Source organism: Xenorhabdus sp. KK7.4 (assembly GCF_963876465.1).
GTDB lineage: Bacteria > Pseudomonadota > Gammaproteobacteria > Enterobacterales > Enterobacteriaceae > Xenorhabdus > Xenorhabdus stockiae.
Map to the genome: position 1 here is coordinate 33168 of NZ_CAWNQF010000071.1, position 18941 is coordinate 52108.

Below are 18941 nucleotides of genomic sequence, written 5' to 3' on the forward strand. Positions count from 1 at the left end.
ACGATGCCGTCATGTCCGAATAAGTATCTTGCACTGCCGTGTGATCTGTTGGGGAGTGGTACGTTGGGCGAATCTTTTTGTCAATCGGGAAACGTTAAACTCCGTAGCGGACAAGGACGGCATTTTCCTGAAATGCAGGCAGGCCAGATGTTTCATGCACTGATTAGTCTACCGTGTGATCCTGGGTGTGAGGAAGTGATTGTGACAGGCCGAAACGGAGATACGTTAACCATATCCCGTTTTCAAAATCGTCAGGGGTGTTTCCCGGTCGGAAGCCGGATTGTGTATACCGCGTGCTCCGTAGATGCTATTCGGGCGATTGCGCGGGAGTCACGCCCGAATTATGCGTATCCGCTTGTTTATGATTGTGAGACAGACACGGTGTCTATTGATTGTGCGGGTATCAAAGAATTAGTCCGTAAGCCCTGTGGAGTCGCCAATGAGAATTAATAAATTTCAGGGGGTCATTCCTAAAATCCGATCAGATAAACTGGGGGCGGGATTTGCTGCTTTTGCCGAAAATTGTTTACTTCATTCAGGCGCGATTGTTCCCTTACGTGCCCCCCGTCCCCTCTATAATGCGGTGGATATCAATGGAAAACCGATGAGTGGTGAAGTAAAAGCACTATATAAAATTGGGGGGGCATGGCTCGGTTTCGAACACGTGACCCCCATTGCCGAAGATCCCATTCATATTGCAGGGCCACAATCTTTTCTTTTTGTTAAAGACAACCAGGTGTGGCGAAGCGGTTATGCATGGATAACAGACAAAGCGGGGCCGGTGGCATTAGGTATACCCCGTCCAATCAAGGCCCCTAAAGTAACATTGACAGGACAGAAATGTCGGGATGATATGCCCGTACCTGATGATTGCTGGCAAAATGCGTTGCCGAAGAAACCAGCACAGGATTGTCCGAATCAGGAATTACCCCCCCAGGTGCTGACCTTTTGTTATACCTGGGTGACAGAGTGCCAAGAAGAGTCCGGGCCAAGTGATTATTCTGAACCGATCCTCGTTCCCTATGCCGAATCGGTCATGTTGGTGCCAACAGAAAAACCGCCGGTTAATGCCACAATGATCCGCTGGTATATGCTTTTGGTGGGAGATAAAGAAGCGGAAATGGCACAGATAGATGAACAATCGGTAAAGACGCTGGCGTTTGTTTTTTGTCCAGATTTGTTCGCCGGTGGCAATCCGTTAATGACACAAACCTGGTATCCGGTGCCCTGTGCGGAGGGAGTTGCCAATATTGGCTATGGGGCAATTTTGGTTTGGTCGGGGTGTCATATTTATGTTTCCGCACATAAACAACCTCATGCGTTTCCCGAAGCCAATACGCTGGTTGTGGATGATGAGATCGTTCGTATTGTTTCTTTCCGAACAAAGACAGGTGCGTATCAAGCGGTGGTATTAACAAAGGGCGTCCCCTTTGTGATTGCGGGGGAATTACCCGATAAACTAACGATCACCCGTATTAATCGGCGAATGCCCTGTCTGAGTGTGAAAGGTGTGATGTGCGTGGGGGAGTCCGTCTATTATTGCAGTGAAGAGGGAATCGCGGTTGTCACCGGTGCCGGTGTTGGTTTGTTAACCGCAAACTGGATGGATAAAGAATGGTGGCTCAGAATGTCACCACAGAATTACGTACTGGGTTTTTATGACCAACGTATTTTTGCGTTTACGGATCAGGTGCAGAGTCAGTCAATTATGTTCCCCATGCGAACGAATGATCAGGCATATGCAGAAAAAGATTTGGTGTATCTCAGTTATCGGGTACATGCATTATATTTTGGCGATGAAACGAGTATGGCCGTGGCATTAGGTTCAATGGTGTTTGACTGGGAACAGAATGATTATGCCATGCAGGCAACCTGGAAATCGGCCATTCTCTCAGCAAAAAATCCTGAATCAATAGGTGTCGGCGTCGTTCACAGTGATGCCGAAGATATCCCACATGACTGTATGGATTGGGTGACATTGGTTTGGCGAGAATATAAACGTTTGTTGACGCCTGCCGATACGGGCGAGTTTCTGCAGAAGTACCCTGATGCTTCTGCGGCGATCCCGTATATTGTTGCACCCAAAGTGGCGTTAACTCTACAGGGAAATGAACGGATAAGAATAGATCGTCCTGTTTGGAGCGATAAGCCCTTTAGAATTAATGGACAGGGATTAGTACGTCGTTGGCAGATTGAAGTGAAATCGACAGCGGTTGTATCAGAACTGGCGTTAGCGGCAAACATGACCGAACTTTAGGGGGCATTATGGCATCCGATCCGGGCAAGAAAGCGGAGTCTGTACAACAGGTCACGGTAGATAAAAATACGGTTGATGGTACGAATAATACAGCTAACTCAACCAATACGATTATTCAGGTTCCTCGTCCCCCTCGCCGCGATGATGGAAAGTGGATGGCGATAGGTTCGCTCGTGGGTACGTTGACGGGAATGCTGACGAACAAGGATCTGATTAGCAAAGCAAAAGATGCGGAAAATAATTGGGAGGATTTAACGAAATTTTTCCGCGATAAAGGATATGACCTGAATACCTGGGCGGATAAATTGCGACCGTGTGACGATAAGTTACATGATGCGTTATGTGCCTTTGCGTTGTGTGGATACCAAGCGGATTATGAGGGCATTCTGCGCCGTGCGCGAGCTAATGCAAAAATATTGGCGAACAAAACGTATATGGAGGCCCAACAAACGGCTGATCGTTATCATTACGGTCTGAACTGTGATGTATGGGCCGGAATTAAACGTGCAGAAATCATAGCGACAACACTGGCAACGACACAGGCATTTGAAGAAGAACGGACGAAAGCCTTTGATCGTACATTTGAAGTACTGGAACGCACTACGACGATTTTCGAGCGTGATGTCATGAACCGCAAACAGCTTTCTGCGGACTATTTAGCCGGTGCAGGCCAGAACTATGGTTTTCTTGCGCAGTCCTTACGTGCCACGGCAAAAGCGGATATGGGGGACATGCAAATGTTAGCCACAGCACTAGGGGTCGTTTTACCGATGCTCTTTGGTTTTTGTGGTTCGTCGGCTTGTGATGATGGCGGGGAGTCATTATCCCTTTCAACGAAAGAGGACACCGTATGAATAAAATGCATCGACGTTTTGGGGAGATCCCCATAGTGACGTATACCCGTAGCCCACGTATGACCGCGTATTTATTGCGGCAATCCAAGACTGATGTGGAAGAAACGTCGCCGGTAGATACGTTGATACAGACCATGCAGGAGACCGTGAAAAATGGGGTACTCGATGATACGACATCAACCGCATTCCAGAGTGATCAGTTTGATGGAGTTGCGCAAATATTAGGGGGTTAATATGGCTTACGGGTTTGTGCCAAGAGACGATAGCTGGGGTGGTTCACTGGGAGGCTTTGGTTCTCTGGGCATGGGGGCGGGACTGGCGAACGCATTAGGGGTTGGCCTTAATCTAGCTGATGGTTTTCGTCGTTACCAGAATAATGTGTATCTTGATCCCATGCGTTTGAGCAGTCAAAGAGCGGGTTTTGAAGCCGATTATGCGGGTAATAAATTTCAGCAAGGTCGTTACTTAAGCGGCCTGAGTACGCTAATTCAACGAGACGGCATGTCAGCAGATCCAGGGCCGTGGAATGACCCAGAACTTCAACGGCAATACCTGGAATTGCACAGGCAACTTACGCAGTCCGATCAGCCGATGGGCCTACAAATGCGACAACAACCTGCGAGTCAGAATAATGACCCCGCCTACGGAGGCGCAATTCCCGGTTTGCTCGGCACGTATCAGGAACCGTCATTGGGTATGTCGCATCAATTCCAATCATATTTTGGTAACAAGCAATTACGCTAGGGGGATGTATGGCAAACACGACACCCATTGCGCCTTATATCAGTCCTCAAGATCAAACGTTGTTTGATCAAGCAAAGACAATGGGCTTTGTCTATGACCCGAAAAGACCGTACTTTGAAAATAAAGGTTATGCGCAGTATATGGTAGGTCAGTCCCAACTGCCCGATAATCATAAACCGTTTAAAGATAGCCTTTTGGGACAGGGTTTAACTGCGCTGGGAAACGCTTTGCAGCGTCATGGGTTCACAGATACCGCTGCCGTTTCCAGCCTCCCCTCACCTACAGATACGCAAGCCCTGAGTCGATTGTTAGACCCCATTATTCAGAAACATGGTATACCGTTACCCCCGTCCTCAGTCACACGGGAATCTCCGGTTCTTCCAGGTATCAATACCCCGCTGCCGACCACGCAAGGATCGTCACAACTTGTACCGCAGCGGGAATATCCGGGTATTAATACACCATTATCCCGAAAAGCGGGGACAGCTCCGGGACGTCAGCTGAGTGCGGAGCACATGGCAGATGCATTAGGCATACGTGCTCCGACAACAGTCAACTATAACCCGACAACGAATTATGGGGGACACCCCGTTTATATGACGGAAAACGGCATTTATGGGATGCCAAAAGACAGTATTGGTGGCTTAGAAAGTTACGCTAATCTGATGGGAACAACGCCAGCACAATTGGTGCAGCAAGAAGACCTGTTAAAAGCCAGAGGGATGCAGGAGTCGCCTTATTGGCAACAGCAGTATGGAGAAACATTAGGAAAAACGCAGAATCCGTATTTGGCGAGAGCAGATGCAAACTTGGCTGCGACTGAGGCGTCTAAGAATGCGTATGGGGTGTTTGATCGCGTATTAGCCAATCCTACGATGCAAGCCAGTGTGCTGGGTAATAACCAGATTAACGGCCAGCTTTATCTTGATTCGAATGCGGGAGTGGTCAATCACGGCTTACTTGCCACCACACCGCAAGCCTATGGACATGGCACGGATGGGAATACCCTTATCCGATTACCGAATGGTTCCGTTGTCGCCGCGAAAATATCGGCCAATATGCCGCCTATGTTGACGGCTACAAGTATTGGAGCTGATGCCGCGTATAAGCAGGATATGACCTATACACAACAAATGGCGCAATTAGATGCGTTGATGGCGAAAACGGCAGGCAATCCGGCGCTGGCGAACGATCCGTTGCATCAACTCAAAATAATGAAGATGCTAACGGATATCAATAAAGCCCAACTGGAATTAAATCGGGGCGGCAAGTCACAGTCCATAAAACTTCCGCAAGTGCCTTTTGAACAATTACCCTCAGAAATGCAACAACAACTCTTAGAAAAACTACAGAGTGATTACGGGCTGGGAAATCCTGATCCCAATAAGGTCGGACTTGGTTAAGGGGGAGCTGATGGCTTTTACCGATGGGTACTGGAAAAATAATCCACAATACGTTTCACGTATGGAATATTATGCACCTAAAGTTCATCAAGCGGTACAGCAGTATGGTCTGGAACCCCAGGCGGCTAAGTTAATTCAAGGTATTTTGGGTGTGGAATCGAGGTGGGGGCTAGCTAAGGGCCTCGACACGCCGGGCGCAGCCGGAGAGCTGGGCATTGCGCAATTAACACCCGCTTACCGTAAAGTCTATAACATTAGTGATCCCCTTGATGCACAACAGTCGATTAATGGAATTGCGGAATATATACAGGATGCCCGACGTCGTGGTGTACCGTGGGATTTAATTCCCGTGGGCTATAATGCGGGAGATGGGCGACTTAGGCAATTGATGAGTGGTCAGCGTTCATTTGCCAGTCTGCCCCAAATCACGCGCAATTATGTGGATCGGATCAGACAGTTTATGGGAACACCCACAAATCCGAATCTGGGACTGGTGAACTATTCACCGGCGATTACGCGAACGCTGCAACAGTATGGTCTATCAACGACACAACCAACGACCGCGCAAAGCGGATTAGACTTAGAATTTTCTGGTTTGGGTGATATGTCAAAAATGCTCGGTGTAGGGTATGAGTTACCACAAGACACATCGCCCTTCATGCAAGCCGATGGAAGCACCGAGGGGATGACATCGGGAGTACAGCGTATTGCCAGTTCTGATGATGATAACGGCCAGCCCCCCGTGCCTTTAGCGGGACTTTTTGGCACACGTCCAGCGACGGCAGCAGAGATTGATCGCTTATTGCAAGGGGTAACGTGATGGCAATAAATCCATTAAAAGTTCCTTTAGTCAATGGTAGTGGGAATATTGGCCTCATTAAGCGCAATGCACTTGCGATGCAATCTTCTCAGACGATTACCAATCCATTGGCCCGACAGCTCAGTGAAGAAAATAATGCGTTGGTAGCAACGCTTTTGGCTCAGGAAAACGGTCTCGGTAATACGCAGACGAGTCCTTTACCAAAGCCGGATTATACGAATGATCCAAATCTTTTTCCGACTGATAACTTCGTCAATGTGACGGGCTATTTACGGGCAAAAAAATTTGGGGATAAATCGCAGGAAACGCAGCGTGAGATGTTGGACAGTCTTTATAAGGAAGTGAACGAACGTTTCCCTGGACGGTTTACCGAAGCACAGTTAGCACAACCTGCGAGTAAAATTAATGGGGCACTTTTTACCGTCAATAACGATAAGATTAAAAACAGTAAACTCGTATCGGGATTCTGGCAGGGTGTAGGCTCAACAATTGCACAAGCCATTACCGGTACAGCAGATGCTGGTGCGGGATTATTAAATGCACTCGCTCCGTCAACCTTATCATCAGAGATAGCGGAAAGTGTGCATGAGTTTGACAAAGATACGCGTGAAAAGACCGAAACACCGTCTCGTCGAAATTATGTGAAACGACGTGATGAACTGCTTGAACAAGGTCGTTACGCAGAAGCGGTAGCCCATATGGCAAGCAATCCTACGGGATTGGGAGAAGATGCCGCCATTCTGATCTTACCCTCATTAGGCGGTGGTTTTCTGTTACGGGCAGGCGCTAAAGGTGGTGCAAAACTGTTAGGAAAAGAAGCTGTTGAACAGACGCTAAAGCAACGCGCCAAAATGATGTTACGTTCACAGGTGGCGGCAGATGCCTTATTGGGTGCAGGTCATACAGCACAAAATATGGGAGAAAAGAACGATTATAAACTTTCTGCAGAGCAACGTGCAGCAGTCTTTGGTAAAGGTTTGGTGGATGCCGCGTTGTCTAAATTTGGTTATACCTACGGGATTAACCCTGAGAATTTACTATTACGGTTTGGAAAAGCCGCCGATCTCAAGGGGGCGAAAGGTATCTTAAAATCCTATTTTGGGTCAGCGGTGGTTGATGCAGCTAGTAATATGCCGTCGTCAGGTTTAGATGCGGCACTCTCAATGGGATTTGATAAAAACGGACAGTTTAATGTCAACCTGGTGGACTGGGAAAAAGTCACTCAGGCAATGGCCTCGGCAGGTGTCTATGCACCCTTTACCGGTGGTATTCCAGGAGCACTCCATGCCCGTCAACAGAACGCCAATCTGGGACGGATCGCACGGGATGAAACGGTCTTTAATAATGCGACGGAATCGAAAGCCCAACTGGCAGAAGCGTGGCCGTTGGCAGATGAGGCGGGAAGAAAAGATATTGCTCAGCAGGAACAGGCATTGAATGGGTTACTGGAAGCGAACTTGCAGGAACGTCTTGCGGCAATGGATGCCAGCGGATCACGTCTGTTTCGTAAAGCGAAAAAAGAACAGCAGGCCGCTGAACGTGCCAGTCTGGAAGAACGCTATCGTCATTTGATAGACAATAATCCGATTGCGGATAAAGAACAGTATGGCCCGACCGCCGATGATGATGCGGTTATCCTGCAAAAAGAATTTGGTAATCAGTCATTGGATATGCACCCAGCATATCTGGAACGCTATCATAAAATTTTTGCTATCGATAATGATCCATTACGAAAGAAGCCAAATGAAACCGCACCCGTAATGGAGTTAGTGCCGCCTCAATTGTTATTGGAAGATAAAGGACAACGGACGACACCATTAACAATGGCGGAATATGATGGCAGTTTTATTGACTGGGCTAAGAACCGATCACCCGAAGAACGGGCAAATACCCTGTATCATCTAGAGCAGACAGACCGCATTAAACGCGCTGCAGAAGAAGCATTATTGACTCGCTTACGCACAGAGCAAGACGCAGAACGCATCCAAGAACTGGATGAAAAATTGGCACAAATCCGTACTGAACGAATTGCGGCCAATACCGCATTACAGAAAATGCTTGCGGTGATGCCCGTAGATGATCCCGCGTTGGGTTTGACCGATCATTTACGTCAGGAAGAGGCGCAGACACAAGCCAAAGTGCTCCGTGATATAGAACTTGCGACTCTAGCACGACAAAAAGTAACCGCAGCTGAACTGGCAAAAGCAGACAGTGACAAACTTGCACGTCTGGCTGCAGAACAAACCCTTCTTGCTGATGCTATTGACCAGCAGATTGCTGTGATGCCCGAAACGGTCAATACCATTAAAGCACAAAAACGGGTCACTCAGTTGCGGACAAACGCCAATGAATATCTGGCACAGGCATACGAGAAAGCAACCGGGGAGAAAAAAAGTCCGTCGCTGGAATTGGCGAGTTTTTTGCCCGCTTACGAACAACGTTTGCAGGAGGCCAGTCAGGAAGCACGGGCTGCGCAGTTACAGGATGTGCGTAATTTACGGGACAGGCAAGACGAGGTATTCGCGCATCTGGAGGCCATGCGAACGCCGGAAGATTTAGGGCCACGTGAAAGTCAGAGCTACAATCATCTGCGCCGGACAGAAGCACACTTACAACGTGAGGAAGACGCACTCATTAATACGGATGAATTGCTTGCGCAGACACCGAAAATACGGCTGAACCAGCGCAAACGCCAAATTAGGCGTGGACTTGCAGAGGAACAATCTGCCGCCGCTGCCAATAATCTCATTCGTCAGGCGCGAAGGCAAAATCCCTTAATATCATCAGCGCGTCCCGATGCAACGCATACAGCGACGACGGCCTTATCTCAACGAGTACAGCTTTTTGCGGAAACCTTGCGTAAGCATCCTGATGCTCGTGATCCGTTAAATGTGGGGGCATTGGTCAATGACCGTGATACACGACTGGCGTTGCCAGCTGTGAATGATGCCGCCGGTATGGTAGCTTTGTTGGCCGAACGCAAGGCGAAAGCCGAGGGTATGACTTCGGGTGTACTATATCGTAATCGGGCTATTCTCAATGATATCTTAGCGGCCTATGAAACAGTGCACCCGAAAGCCTATCAGGCCGGAATGCGTCTGGCAGAAAAGGTGCTTAAGGCCGAAGCATTGGGGAGATCTTTACCGGCGGGGGAGATTAAAGTCGGGTCATACTTAAGTCAGCCGAATATTGACATGCTGACTCGACTGAAAATGGGCGATATTCTCGGCGCACTGGAAGCAGTCAAAATCAACGGGCATACCAGCCCGATTGTACAGCAGCTGATGAATATGCTGAAAGCCGCACGCAAAACGTATCCGGTGAATATTGAACTGACAGCAGAACCTATTGTTGTCCGTAATGCGGAAGTCAACGCGACCTATGATCCTGTTAATGCAACCATCTACATTCGGGATAAGGTTGCTGACCAACCTTATTATCTGATCCACGAAGCGACCCATCATGCACTCTATCAGGTTTTAAATGATGAAAAGCGCATACTCGAACTCAGTGCTGAACAAGTGAAAGCGCGTTCGAACCTCATCATGATGTACAGTGAATTTGCGAAGAAACGGAATTTACCCGATGGTTTGCAGTATGCACAAAGATCGATTGATGAGTTTATTTCCGAAGCCTTTTCCAATCCCCAACTGCAGGCTTATTTGCGAACCAATCCACTTGCCACACACGCCATTCCGAAATTTCGCAAAGCCTTTGGTTCATTGGTTGATGCCGTGCGCCGGTTTTTAGGTTTAAAACCCAAAGAATTCGATAATCTGTCCGATATTATTGGTCTCACCCGTTTGATTGTTGGGGCCGATATTATGCCTGTATCGGGACAACTTGCCGGCGAATTTAAGAATTTTGGTATTGCGGGCAATAAGAACTTTAATTCGGGTATTTTGCGGATACCGCTCGAAAATTCGGGAGACTGGCAATACATAGGGCGTATCGATATGTTACCCAGTGGGCGCTATAAGGTCACAATTGACGGTGAAAATGTGCCGTTTCGTGAGCATATTGTTGATACCGCGAATGAAGCGTCAGAATGGGCGGCGGATAATTATGGCGCACGCTTAGGCGACATCAGTGAAAACCCCACCGCGCCGCTTGTGGGTGAAATTCGTCAGTCGGATCTCTATGGTCAAGCGTTTGTGGATATGAGCGATAAGATTCTGGACTCTATCGGCAAACGTAATGAAACGGCGCAAACCATAGCCAAAGAAGTCACTACTCAGCTGTCCAGTCTGTGGAGTCATTTTTGGGCGACCAACGTAGATGTTTTCAGTCCGACGAAAGCAATAGATAGAATTGCAGATAGACTCGGATACCGGGGAACCGATGGAAAGCCGCTTAATTTGTATGAAAAACTGACTGAGGGAATGGCCCGTGCGCGTGCGGTGACAGGGCGGCCAGGTGCCGAACTGAATACGATTGAGCAAAGTATCATTGAGGGTCTGCGGGCTATTGGTATTCCGTATCATGTTTTCCATGACTATGCTTATGCACAACGGGCCATTGAAATGGATCAGATAAAAAAGGAACTGGTCTTAATGGGCGTACCTACCCGTATTCATGAAAATCCCACGGCATTTCATTGGACAGATAACAAGGGGAAAACACATTCAGGGCTTGAAGGTGCGTATGAATTTCTGTCCACGTTGCCCGAAGACAAACAGGCACAAATCGAGTCCATTCTTAAACCCATGCGGGACATTAATCAGATGCTACTGGATGAGGAACGTAAATCGGGATTGATTTCGACGGAAAGTTATTACCGTATGAAACAAGCCTATAATTATGTCCCCTTGTTATCTACCGGAGAAAAACGTCCATCAATTCATAAAGCCTTTCAAGGACGCTATACCAAAGCCGCCGATCCGGTGGCGAATATGCTGCATCAAATGCAAATTCGTTATGCCAACGTTGCCCGCAATAATGCGTTGCGGGCACTCTACGAAATGGTGAACAGTCTTGGTATGGCCGATCTGTTTAAACTGGAAACCCATAAGCTGGAACGTGATGATGCGGGTAATGTGATTGCGGTGGCAAACCAGAAATGGAATGATAAAAATGGCGTGTGGGTATTTTTAGGTGACAAGAAAGCCAAAATTGTCGTCGATACCCAAACCCGCTTTGGTAAAGATTTGCTGCGGGCAATTCAGAAACCGGAGATGGCACCTTTATTGACAATGCTTCGTACCACAACAGGTTACATAGCATCGAATATGACAACCTACAGTCCGTCGTTTTTATTAAAAACACCAGTATGGAACACGGTGCTAACGTTGCTGAATTTCTCCGGGGCCTTTGACCGAAATATGTCTGCCAGTGACCATTATACTCTCGCAACAAAATCACTTGTCGATGTTGTTCGGTTATTACCTGAAATTATGCGGGATCGCGTCACCATGAAAACCGATAACCCAATGCGAAAGCTCTTTGCAAAGGTCGGTGCTGGCAATAATGCAGGAGCTTATTATGGTTTGGATGCAGTTAGCCGACGTCTCAATGCGGAGACGGCAACTAACCCCATAGATATTCTCCAACAACAAGGCATTCCGGGATTAGGAAGTGCAGCCGTAAATATGCACTATCGTTTTATTCGTGCTGTTCATGCCAGTGATGAAGTCTTTCGTTATTCTGCGTTTTTAAATTTTCTGGAATATAAGTCTGGTCGTGATCTTCGGAACATGACACAGAAAGAACTGGATGAGTGGGCTGCAAATAATCAGGACTTGATTACACAAGCGGCCAAAGGTTCCCGTGATCTGGCGGGTAACTTTACCCGACACGGTTCAGGTAAAATCTTACCCGCATTTTTTGCTTTCTGGAATGCAGGAATGCAATCGTTGCCGTTAATATCCAGTATTATGTCTACACAAGTGGGTCGCTTCGGTCTCATGGGATTAGGCATTCTGGCTGCCGCTGCAACACAATCGGCGCTTGATGATCCCGATGATGAAGATACGGATGGCGGCTCAAAGTTCGCCCGTAGTCAGTCGCGCAAGAAGTCTATCTGTTTCGGGGATATCTGTGGTGAAATGCCTTATGAAGTACGTCCTTTTATGCTTTCGATACAGAACCTCGTTTTATTAGGACACGGAAAAATAGACATGGGAGAAGCCGTAGGGTCACTCCTTCGTTCTGCAGCAGAAACCTTTGTGCCCGTTCAGCCTGCCGGTGATGCAGATAGTTACACTGTCACGCGAATGATGCTACCGACAGCCGCCCAGCCGCTTATCACGATAGGAATGGGTGTGAACGAGTTCGGGCAAGAAGTCGATAATAAGTATCCGGTAGACTGGAGCGGCAAACAGATCACGACTCCGGCAAACGTTGAACGTGGCAAGACGACCACACCTGAGTTTCTTAAAGACATGACTCGTTTCTTCTATGAAAAATCGAATGGTATGGTCGATATTTCCCCGGCCAGAACGGATGCGTTGCTCTCATCATTGTTCGGTGGTGTCTATAACATGGTACGTAATACCACGACGCCCCCCCTTCGGCCTGTTGGGTGGGGGGATAATGCTATCCTGCAGACGGCGACGAGTGCTTATCGGTACAAAACGAATAACTATGCTGTCACACAAAAATATCGTGAGTTAATTACTCAGGCTACTGCGGCAGGCCGTCTTAACAATCTGAATGATGATGGTTCATATAATGTCCTGATGAAAAACGATCCGGTTGCTAAGATTGAAAACCAGCGGGCAAAGGCAATGCGTAATCTGCGCGTTGAGGGCCTGACACGATCACAACTGAATGGCGCATTGGACAAAGCCTTTTATGACGGTGATGAAGCGGCGATTGCGCATTATCAGGAATTGATGCGTCAGTATGATGACGAGAGCAGTCTTATTTATGGCAAGGCATTGATTGAACTGCAGGATATCGTTAATGAACACTAAAATTCCTTTGCTGAAACGCGTCTTGTGTGGATGGCATTCACCGCTCGGATATGTGTATTCGTTTTTCGTCGGTTCTGCCTATACCTGTCCGTGTTGTGCCTTTTGGCGAGGTGTCGTGTGGGGCGCGATTATCCTTGAAGGTCTTCATTATATTGTGAATTGACATCCCATCATCTTTCAAGACTATTAAAGTGAACTGCGATAACCATTTTCTCTTTAGCCTATAATCGAACTGTTAGTCATCAAAAATTACATCTCATTCAGATTAAAAAATAACATAATTAATCCGTCACCTCTTATTTATTTTAATATTGAGTGTTTTCAATTAAACATTTAATCTGATAACGTAAAGCTACAAAGAGAGTGAATATTGTTTCTAATATAAATTATAAACATGAGAATAAATTGTTAATTAGGAAGATATGCAAAAGGTAACGTATGAATAGATCAATAGAAAGTTTAATTATGCCGTTAATTAAATTTTGGGAAAATAGTAATGATGCCTGGGGTGCGAAAGATCACACTTCACGATTTATCTATGCCAATAAAAGACATAATGACTTACTTTGTCTACCTAAAGGATATAATATAGAAGGTCGTTTTGATGGTGAAATTCCATCATGCACGTCAAATTTTCAGGATGAATTTCAAAGACAGGACAGACGAGTTGAAACATTAGCAGATAGAGTGACCTCTATTGAAATTCATTCTTTTAACAACCTTCCCTACCTTCAGCCGTGGTATTGTGATAAGTATCCATTAATGGATGAAAATGGGGTATGCCGAGGAACCATCTTTCATGGCAGACCTGTAGATACGATAACACTCGAAAGGCTAGACAAAATAAATGTGCAAACCTCATTAGTTTTTACACCACCCTCAGAATTTTTTAGTAAAAGAGAGTGGGAAATAGTGTTTTATATTCTGCAGGGGCTTCCGACTAAAGAAATTGCTGAGAGGTTATTTTTATCCCAAAGAACCATCGCCAATCATATTCAAAATATATATCAAAAAACAGGGATAAAATGTAAGAGAGATTTAGTTGATTATTGTTATGAACATAATATAGCTAACTACATACCCGAAAGTTTTTTCAGAGGGTCAATGTCTTTCACGTTAGAAAAATAGCCATTTACATATATCCAAAAAATATATCCGATCATGAAAAGGATAAGACTCAGGGTATAAGAAAAATTAATTTTACATTTTCATGAATGGCAAATTGATATACTGTATTTTAATAAATACAGAAAATTTCTTCCTGAATAAATCAATTTATTTGGACATCGTGAACTTTATTCTCTAATAATTCACCTGTCCAAACCCCCTATTAACTATAAAGTGTTATATATCATTTTTCTCCAATATTGTGGTTACGAGAGTCAACTTTCTTCCCGAAATTGATAAACATAGTATAAGTGTTTTTTATAATCACTTTGACTGTAACACAAACTGCATCATCTTTAATGATCTATTTTGTAGAGGATTTTGCAGATGCCCTCATAAATATATTTTTTATACGTAATATGAGTAATTTTTACTCTGTAAGACTGAGTAATAATACTTAACATTAACACATATGTAGGAAAACATATTTTTATAATTATCACAATTTTATCTCTTTTATTTTCAAGTATTACTGTTTTTATTTAGCCAGGGAAAACACATTAAATTAAAATTCCGAAGATAATCAACGGTACTCAACGTTTTTATCCGCTTCGACACGTTCTGTCTTTGTGGTTCATCGTTTGTTGAGTAGATGTTGTCCTTCTTAATCACGATATGATAAGAAGAAGGGGATTTTGAATGTATTACTTGATGTTCAACAGTCTATCAAAAAGTGCAAATTATTTTTAATAGCCCATGAAATATGGTCGCAAAAAGACTATGATAAATAATCAAATGTCTTTAGAGCGATGATAAATTATGGCAAAGATAGGTTATGCACGGGTCAGCTCAACAGGCCAAAGTTTAGATATTCAACTTGAAAAATTAACTCAGGCTGACTGCAAACGAATTTATCAGGAAAAACGGAGTGGTCGGACAGCGCACAGACCACAGTTCCAGGCATGTATGAATTATTTACGTGACGGGGATACGTTGGTTGTGACAAAGCTAGACCGTCTCGCCCGTTCTGTGACGCACTTGTCACAAATTGCTACCCGCTTTCAGGAAGAAGATATTGACCTCGTTGTTCTGGATCAAAATATTGATACCCGAACTTCGTCAGGGCGTTTGATGTTCAATATGTTGGCGTCTATTGCGGAGTTTGAAAATGACTTACGCAGCGAACGTCAGGCAGAAGGGATTGCCAAAGCGATAGAAAAAGGTGTTAAATTCGGGCGTCCCGCAAAATTAAATGATACCATGCGAAACGACATTTATATGCGCCGTCAGGCTGGGGCCACAATAGGGACGTTAGCAAAGGATTTTAAACTCGGTGAAGCAACCATTTATCGGGTCTTGAATGCGTTTAAAAACAGGGATAATGCGTAGATGTCGCAAAGTTTACAAAATTGGCACCCCCTAATGAGGATAAATTGATCCTTGAGCGTTAGAGTGCTAAAGTTAATAGACATTAATGTGTGTTTTTAAATCAGAATTTCTGGTCAGTCACGCCGAAAGGTGACTAAATACAATCAGGAAATCCAATTAACTGATTGCTAAAAAGCAGAAACCCCATAATCTGAGTCATCTTGGCGGAGGAAGCAGAATTACGGGGTATCATAGAGCAGAAATCGTTTGTGGTTTCTGTGTAGGAGTATAGAACGATGAGACTTCTATTGCAACTTTTTGATCCCCGCCATAAGTGCAGGGGTTGTGTATAAAGTTCAACACACCCTATCAGCTTCTGATTACCCTATTCGTACCCGGCGTGGCGAGTCCAATGCCCTGCGAAAAGGGCAGTCCAAAATCCACCGGCGTAATACACCGAATCAAAATATTCAGGTTCCGAGGGGAACGCCTGCGCGTCTCGCTCGTACGCTGAAAAGCCACGACTGGTGGCGGGATAGTGACCTAATCACCCTGCGACAAAAGGGATACATTCCCTATTCTGAACGAAATAATATCCATTATACCCGTAAGCCGATGCGTGTGCGTGCCCGCACGGAAAGCCGTGAGGCCATGACCTCGCTCGCACTGGCATTAGTCGCTCATGCCGATTTTTTTCCGGGCCATGATTATCTGTTTGAAGTCATGGTGCCCTTTGAATTTATTGCCAGTACAATGGGAGTACTGCATCAATATGAGAACGGGCGTAAAGCATATGATATTGCTTTACATGCACTCTCTGTCTTTGAACAAATGAAGCATCTTGTGGTTCATCGGGATAAAGATCGTGACGCTGGACAAAATAAACCTGTACGTATCTGGCTGACACCGGATTTTTTCATCTCTAAAGGCATTCCCCGTGAGGAGATACGGCAAAGTCTGATCGCTTTTCAGAACTGGGCCGTTGACAGTGGTCAGCTTGAAAATCTGAATAAAAAATACCAGCGCCATTTATTACGCATGGAAAGATTGGGAATTGATATCAGAAATAAACACGCCTTGTGTAAGCTACTGAAAAACATAAAACGCTCTGTTGTTGCACCTGATTTACTGGAAGAAAAAGCGAAAGCCATCAAACATATTGAAGAGACAATTGACGGTTTGGATAAGCCTAAATCAGAGAATCTGGAAGCGGAACTGAATGGCACTCAGCAGGCGCTCTCACGCTTGCAGAAAAAAAATAAAACCTCTCGACCATACTGGGATTTGTATGTTAAGTGGCAATATACAACAACACCAGTGGCGGTTCATATTGCCCTGAACAAGTTAAAGGCACAGCATCCGCATTTAGCGGAAAATTCAGACCAGTTTTATCGTCTCTTGCTTGAACAGGAAGGGGTCATACTCACCTAATCGATGGTTTAATCGTCATATCAAATGAAACCGTGCACAGGCGCGGTTTTTCCGTTGATTTTACTCGAAAATGGCTTATTTTTTGTTCAGATGAATCATCAGTGTTTCCAACGATTATGTCATTTTTTTCTCTTAAAAGAGATCATCTGTCTTAACACTCGCCGATTGGATAATAAATCCTCATTTAATTTCGAACAATGACCCATGAATATAATTAATTTCGAAAGTTATTTCTGAACAAAAAAGCCTTATAAATAAGGAATCACATTGCGTTGGGCCTCTAAATAAAGGCCACAACGCAAGATGTTAGTCCTTTTCACTACGTTCAAAGGAAAAACAGTGACAATTGATACAAAAGGAAACAAAAAGAAAAAAGAAGAAAGGACTTCGCTTGCAGCGGCTAACGCCGCGCCACTCAGAAAAAAAACCATACAACAACAAGATATTACTACGATATAATCTCAAAACCAACGCGGTCAAGTCATCATCTCAGACGCAACACTATCGAGTACAAGCACGTTCCGTGCCATAGGTTCGCTTCGCTCACAGCTCTGCACGTGAGGGGGATCTCTCCTTATCAGAGGGCTTATGGTCAATTTATTCCAAACCACATTCCAATACCTCTAATAATCCCAAAAGGAAACATAACTATATCAGAGATCATCAACGTAATTTCTTTATGCAAAGCATCGAATATTATAGCTGTTAACCACCCAATAAAAAAAATACCACCTAAAACGTACCCCAATATTTCTGAAAATTCGTTGTTCATATACACCTCCTACTTCCATTAAAAAAACAAAGTCTTTTAATTACAGTCATATTTGTTAATGATAAAGGTTGATTGTGTATTTTTTGTTCCATTATAAATGAAAGAAACGATTGGCTGATAAATCGAATTGTTAAACCAGGTTTGCGCACACCAGTTTGACTTAACCATATGAAGCACATTGGAATGGAGTTCTTTTTCCATTTCTTTTGTAATAGGCACTGACACTGTGTAGGTATAAATGAACCCATTATCATTGGGTTTTATTTTTTCCATTATCGTATAGTTATCAATCCGTTTAGGAAGGTTCTGATTTAACGCAGCGATAGTCGCTTTTGTTTCTTTAATGACTTCCTGAATGAGTTGTTTCTTACTTAACGTTTCTGCATGGGATACACTCATATAAATCATCATACTTGCAAGAATAAGCGCCAGAATAATAAGGGCACTCCCCTTAATAAATCTATTTTTCATAGTGTTATCCTTTTTTTACAGGGCATAAGTAAGGCTTCTATGTTAAATAGATAAATATAGTGTATTCAGGGAGTTAATTTGAAAAGAATTAAAGGTGTTTATTATTTGTTTAATGAAATTAATTCTATTTTATGCCATTTAAATTAATAATTTTGTATTATTCATCTAATTATATCGTTTAAATTGATAAATAGCTCCGTGTTCTGTGAAGAGGTTGTCACATGAATCACCGGCCCAGAAACCAAATGTGCTGCATCAAATTTTCCACTGACCTGACAGACATCTTCGATGGCTTCTTTGGGGGACATACCATGATCAAGGTTGCTGTATACACGTGATGTTATTTGAGCATCACCAATCACAATCCGTTGTTTTGGCACTGGGAAAAAAGGAACAGAAAGTCCTGACGTCAGCCACAGATAATTTTGTTTTTCAGGAATAATTAATATATTTCCTGTATCTGCATCATCAACATCTCGTAAATGTGCCAGCAATTCTTTGCGGGATTGTTCACAAAAATTCATTCCACCACACATATAGGCATGAATAAGGGCATACCCGATTGACGGATCACCAACAAAACCCGCCAACCCACGTTCATGAAATGACATTTCACTCGCATTGGGGAAAGTGTCTTTTGTACCATTCAGATTGTAAGTGAAAATTTTTTGAATCGTCATGCGATGATAGTTATCAACACAAAGAGAATCTGCATACAAACAATTTTCTAAGGCATCGTAGATCACAACACTCATTGTAATTTCTCTTTTTTTATCTGCTGCTCCTCACCGCAAGCGGTG

At 44.6% G+C, this 18941-nt stretch carries 14 protein-coding genes; 11 read left to right on the plus strand and 3 right to left on the minus strand.

Translation table 11 applies throughout. From position 1 onward, the window contains the following. Positions 1-3 precede the first annotated feature (3 nt). The 11 genes from AACS90_RS11020 to AACS90_RS11070 all read left to right on the plus strand — a co-directional run bounded on the left by AACS90_RS11020 (position 4) and on the right by AACS90_RS11070 (position 16898). Complete coding sequence (locus AACS90_RS11020) at positions 4-450, plus strand: hypothetical protein (RefSeq protein ID WP_099122719.1); 447 nt, start codon at positions 4-6, stop codon at positions 448-450. Beyond that, positions 440-2257 carry a hypothetical protein gene (locus AACS90_RS11025; protein WP_099122720.1) on the plus strand — a complete coding sequence of 606 codons (1818 nt, stop codon included), beginning with the start codon at positions 440-442 and terminating at the stop codon, positions 2255-2257. The genes AACS90_RS11020 and AACS90_RS11025 overlap by 11 nt, the downstream gene beginning before the upstream one ends. A gap of 8 nt (positions 2258-2265) precedes the next feature. Next, entirely contained in the window at positions 2266-3111 is an 846-nt protein-coding gene (locus AACS90_RS11030; RefSeq protein WP_099122721.1) for a hypothetical protein, read from the plus strand. Further along, positions 3108-3344 (plus strand): hypothetical protein, encoded by a 237-nt coding sequence (locus tag AACS90_RS11035; RefSeq protein ID WP_099122722.1) that lies wholly within the window; start codon positions 3108-3110, stop codon positions 3342-3344. Before AACS90_RS11030 ends, AACS90_RS11035 begins: the two co-directional genes overlap by 4 nt. 1 nt (position 3345) lies before the next feature. Beyond that, positions 3346-3855, plus strand: coding sequence for a hypothetical protein (locus tag AACS90_RS11040; RefSeq protein ID WP_099122723.1), 510 nt, complete (start codon positions 3346-3348; stop codon positions 3853-3855). Between the two features lie 8 nt (positions 3856-3863). Continuing rightward, a complete protein-coding gene (locus tag AACS90_RS11045; RefSeq protein ID WP_099122724.1) occupies positions 3864-5258 on the plus strand; it encodes a hypothetical protein in 1395 nt (464 codons plus the stop codon). 10 nt (positions 5259-5268) lie between these two features. Then, positions 5269-6078, plus strand: a complete 810-nt coding sequence (locus AACS90_RS11050; protein ID WP_099122725.1) for a lytic transglycosylase domain-containing protein — start codon at positions 5269-5271, stop codon at positions 6076-6078. Further along, positions 6078-12992, plus strand: a complete 6915-nt coding sequence (locus AACS90_RS11055; protein WP_099122726.1) for an LPD38 domain-containing protein — start codon at positions 6078-6080, stop codon at positions 12990-12992. Before AACS90_RS11050 ends, AACS90_RS11055 begins: the two co-directional genes overlap by 1 nt. A 438-nt stretch (positions 12993-13430) precedes the next feature. Further along, positions 13431-14120, plus strand: coding sequence for a helix-turn-helix transcriptional regulator (locus AACS90_RS11060; RefSeq protein WP_099122727.1), 690 nt, complete (start codon positions 13431-13433; stop codon positions 14118-14120). Positions 14121-14918: 798 nt separating this feature from the next. Beyond that, a complete protein-coding gene (locus AACS90_RS11065) occupies positions 14919-15488 on the plus strand; it encodes a recombinase family protein (RefSeq protein ID WP_099122728.1) in 570 nt (189 codons plus the stop codon). Positions 15489-15812: 324 nt separating this feature from the next. Next, on the plus strand, positions 15813-16898 hold the full coding sequence (locus tag AACS90_RS11070; protein WP_099122729.1) for a Replication protein: 1086 nt from the start codon (positions 15813-15815) through the stop codon (positions 16896-16898). A 592-nt stretch (positions 16899-17490) separates the two neighbouring features. Here the strand turns inward: AACS90_RS11070 and AACS90_RS11075 are convergent. From AACS90_RS11075 to AACS90_RS11085, 3 genes are all read right to left on the minus strand, one after another. Beyond that, positions 17491-17670, minus strand: a complete 180-nt coding sequence (locus AACS90_RS11075; protein ID WP_099122730.1) for a hypothetical protein — start codon at positions 17668-17670, stop codon at positions 17491-17493. A gap of 36 nt (positions 17671-17706) precedes the next feature. Then, on the minus strand, positions 17707-18141 hold the full coding sequence (locus tag AACS90_RS11080; RefSeq protein ID WP_099122731.1) for a hypothetical protein: 435 nt from the start codon (positions 18139-18141) through the stop codon (positions 17707-17709). A 161-nt stretch (positions 18142-18302) separates the two neighbouring features. After that, on the minus strand, positions 18303-18896 hold the full coding sequence (locus AACS90_RS11085) for a hypothetical protein (RefSeq protein WP_099122732.1): 594 nt from the start codon (positions 18894-18896) through the stop codon (positions 18303-18305). Positions 18897-18941: the final 45 nt, after the last annotated feature.

What these genes read in the sequence shown, in the direction of transcription:
- AACS90_RS11045 (WP_099122724.1), top strand. Translation starts at nt 3,864, where the DNA reads ATGGCAAACACGACACCCATTGCGCCTTATATCAGTCCTCAAGATCAA.
- AACS90_RS11020 (WP_099122719.1), top strand. Translation starts at nt 4, where the DNA reads ATGCCGTCATGTCCGAATAAGTATCTTGCACTGCCGTGTGATCTGTTG.
- AACS90_RS11075 (WP_099122730.1), bottom strand. Translation starts at nt 17,670, where the DNA reads ATGAACAACGAATTTTCAGAAATATTGGGGTACGTTTTAGGTGGTATT.
- AACS90_RS11030 (WP_099122721.1), top strand. Translation starts at nt 2,266, where the DNA reads ATGGCATCCGATCCGGGCAAGAAAGCGGAGTCTGTACAACAGGTCACG.
- AACS90_RS11040 (WP_099122723.1), top strand. Translation starts at nt 3,346, where the DNA reads ATGGCTTACGGGTTTGTGCCAAGAGACGATAGCTGGGGTGGTTCACTG.
- AACS90_RS11055 (WP_099122726.1), top strand. Translation starts at nt 6,078, where the DNA reads ATGGCAATAAATCCATTAAAAGTTCCTTTAGTCAATGGTAGTGGGAAT.
- AACS90_RS11035 (WP_099122722.1), top strand. Translation starts at nt 3,108, where the DNA reads ATGAATAAAATGCATCGACGTTTTGGGGAGATCCCCATAGTGACGTAT.
- AACS90_RS11050 (WP_099122725.1), top strand. Translation starts at nt 5,269, where the DNA reads ATGGCTTTTACCGATGGGTACTGGAAAAATAATCCACAATACGTTTCA.
- AACS90_RS11060 (WP_099122727.1), top strand. Translation starts at nt 13,431, where the DNA reads ATGAATAGATCAATAGAAAGTTTAATTATGCCGTTAATTAAATTTTGG.
- AACS90_RS11080 (WP_099122731.1), bottom strand. Translation starts at nt 18,141, where the DNA reads ATGAAAAATAGATTTATTAAGGGGAGTGCCCTTATTATTCTGGCGCTT.
- AACS90_RS11065 (WP_099122728.1), top strand. Translation starts at nt 14,919, where the DNA reads ATGGCAAAGATAGGTTATGCACGGGTCAGCTCAACAGGCCAAAGTTTA.
- AACS90_RS11025 (WP_099122720.1), top strand. Translation starts at nt 440, where the DNA reads ATGAGAATTAATAAATTTCAGGGGGTCATTCCTAAAATCCGATCAGAT.
- AACS90_RS11085 (WP_099122732.1), bottom strand. Translation starts at nt 18,896, where the DNA reads ATGAGTGTTGTGATCTACGATGCCTTAGAAAATTGTTTGTATGCAGAT.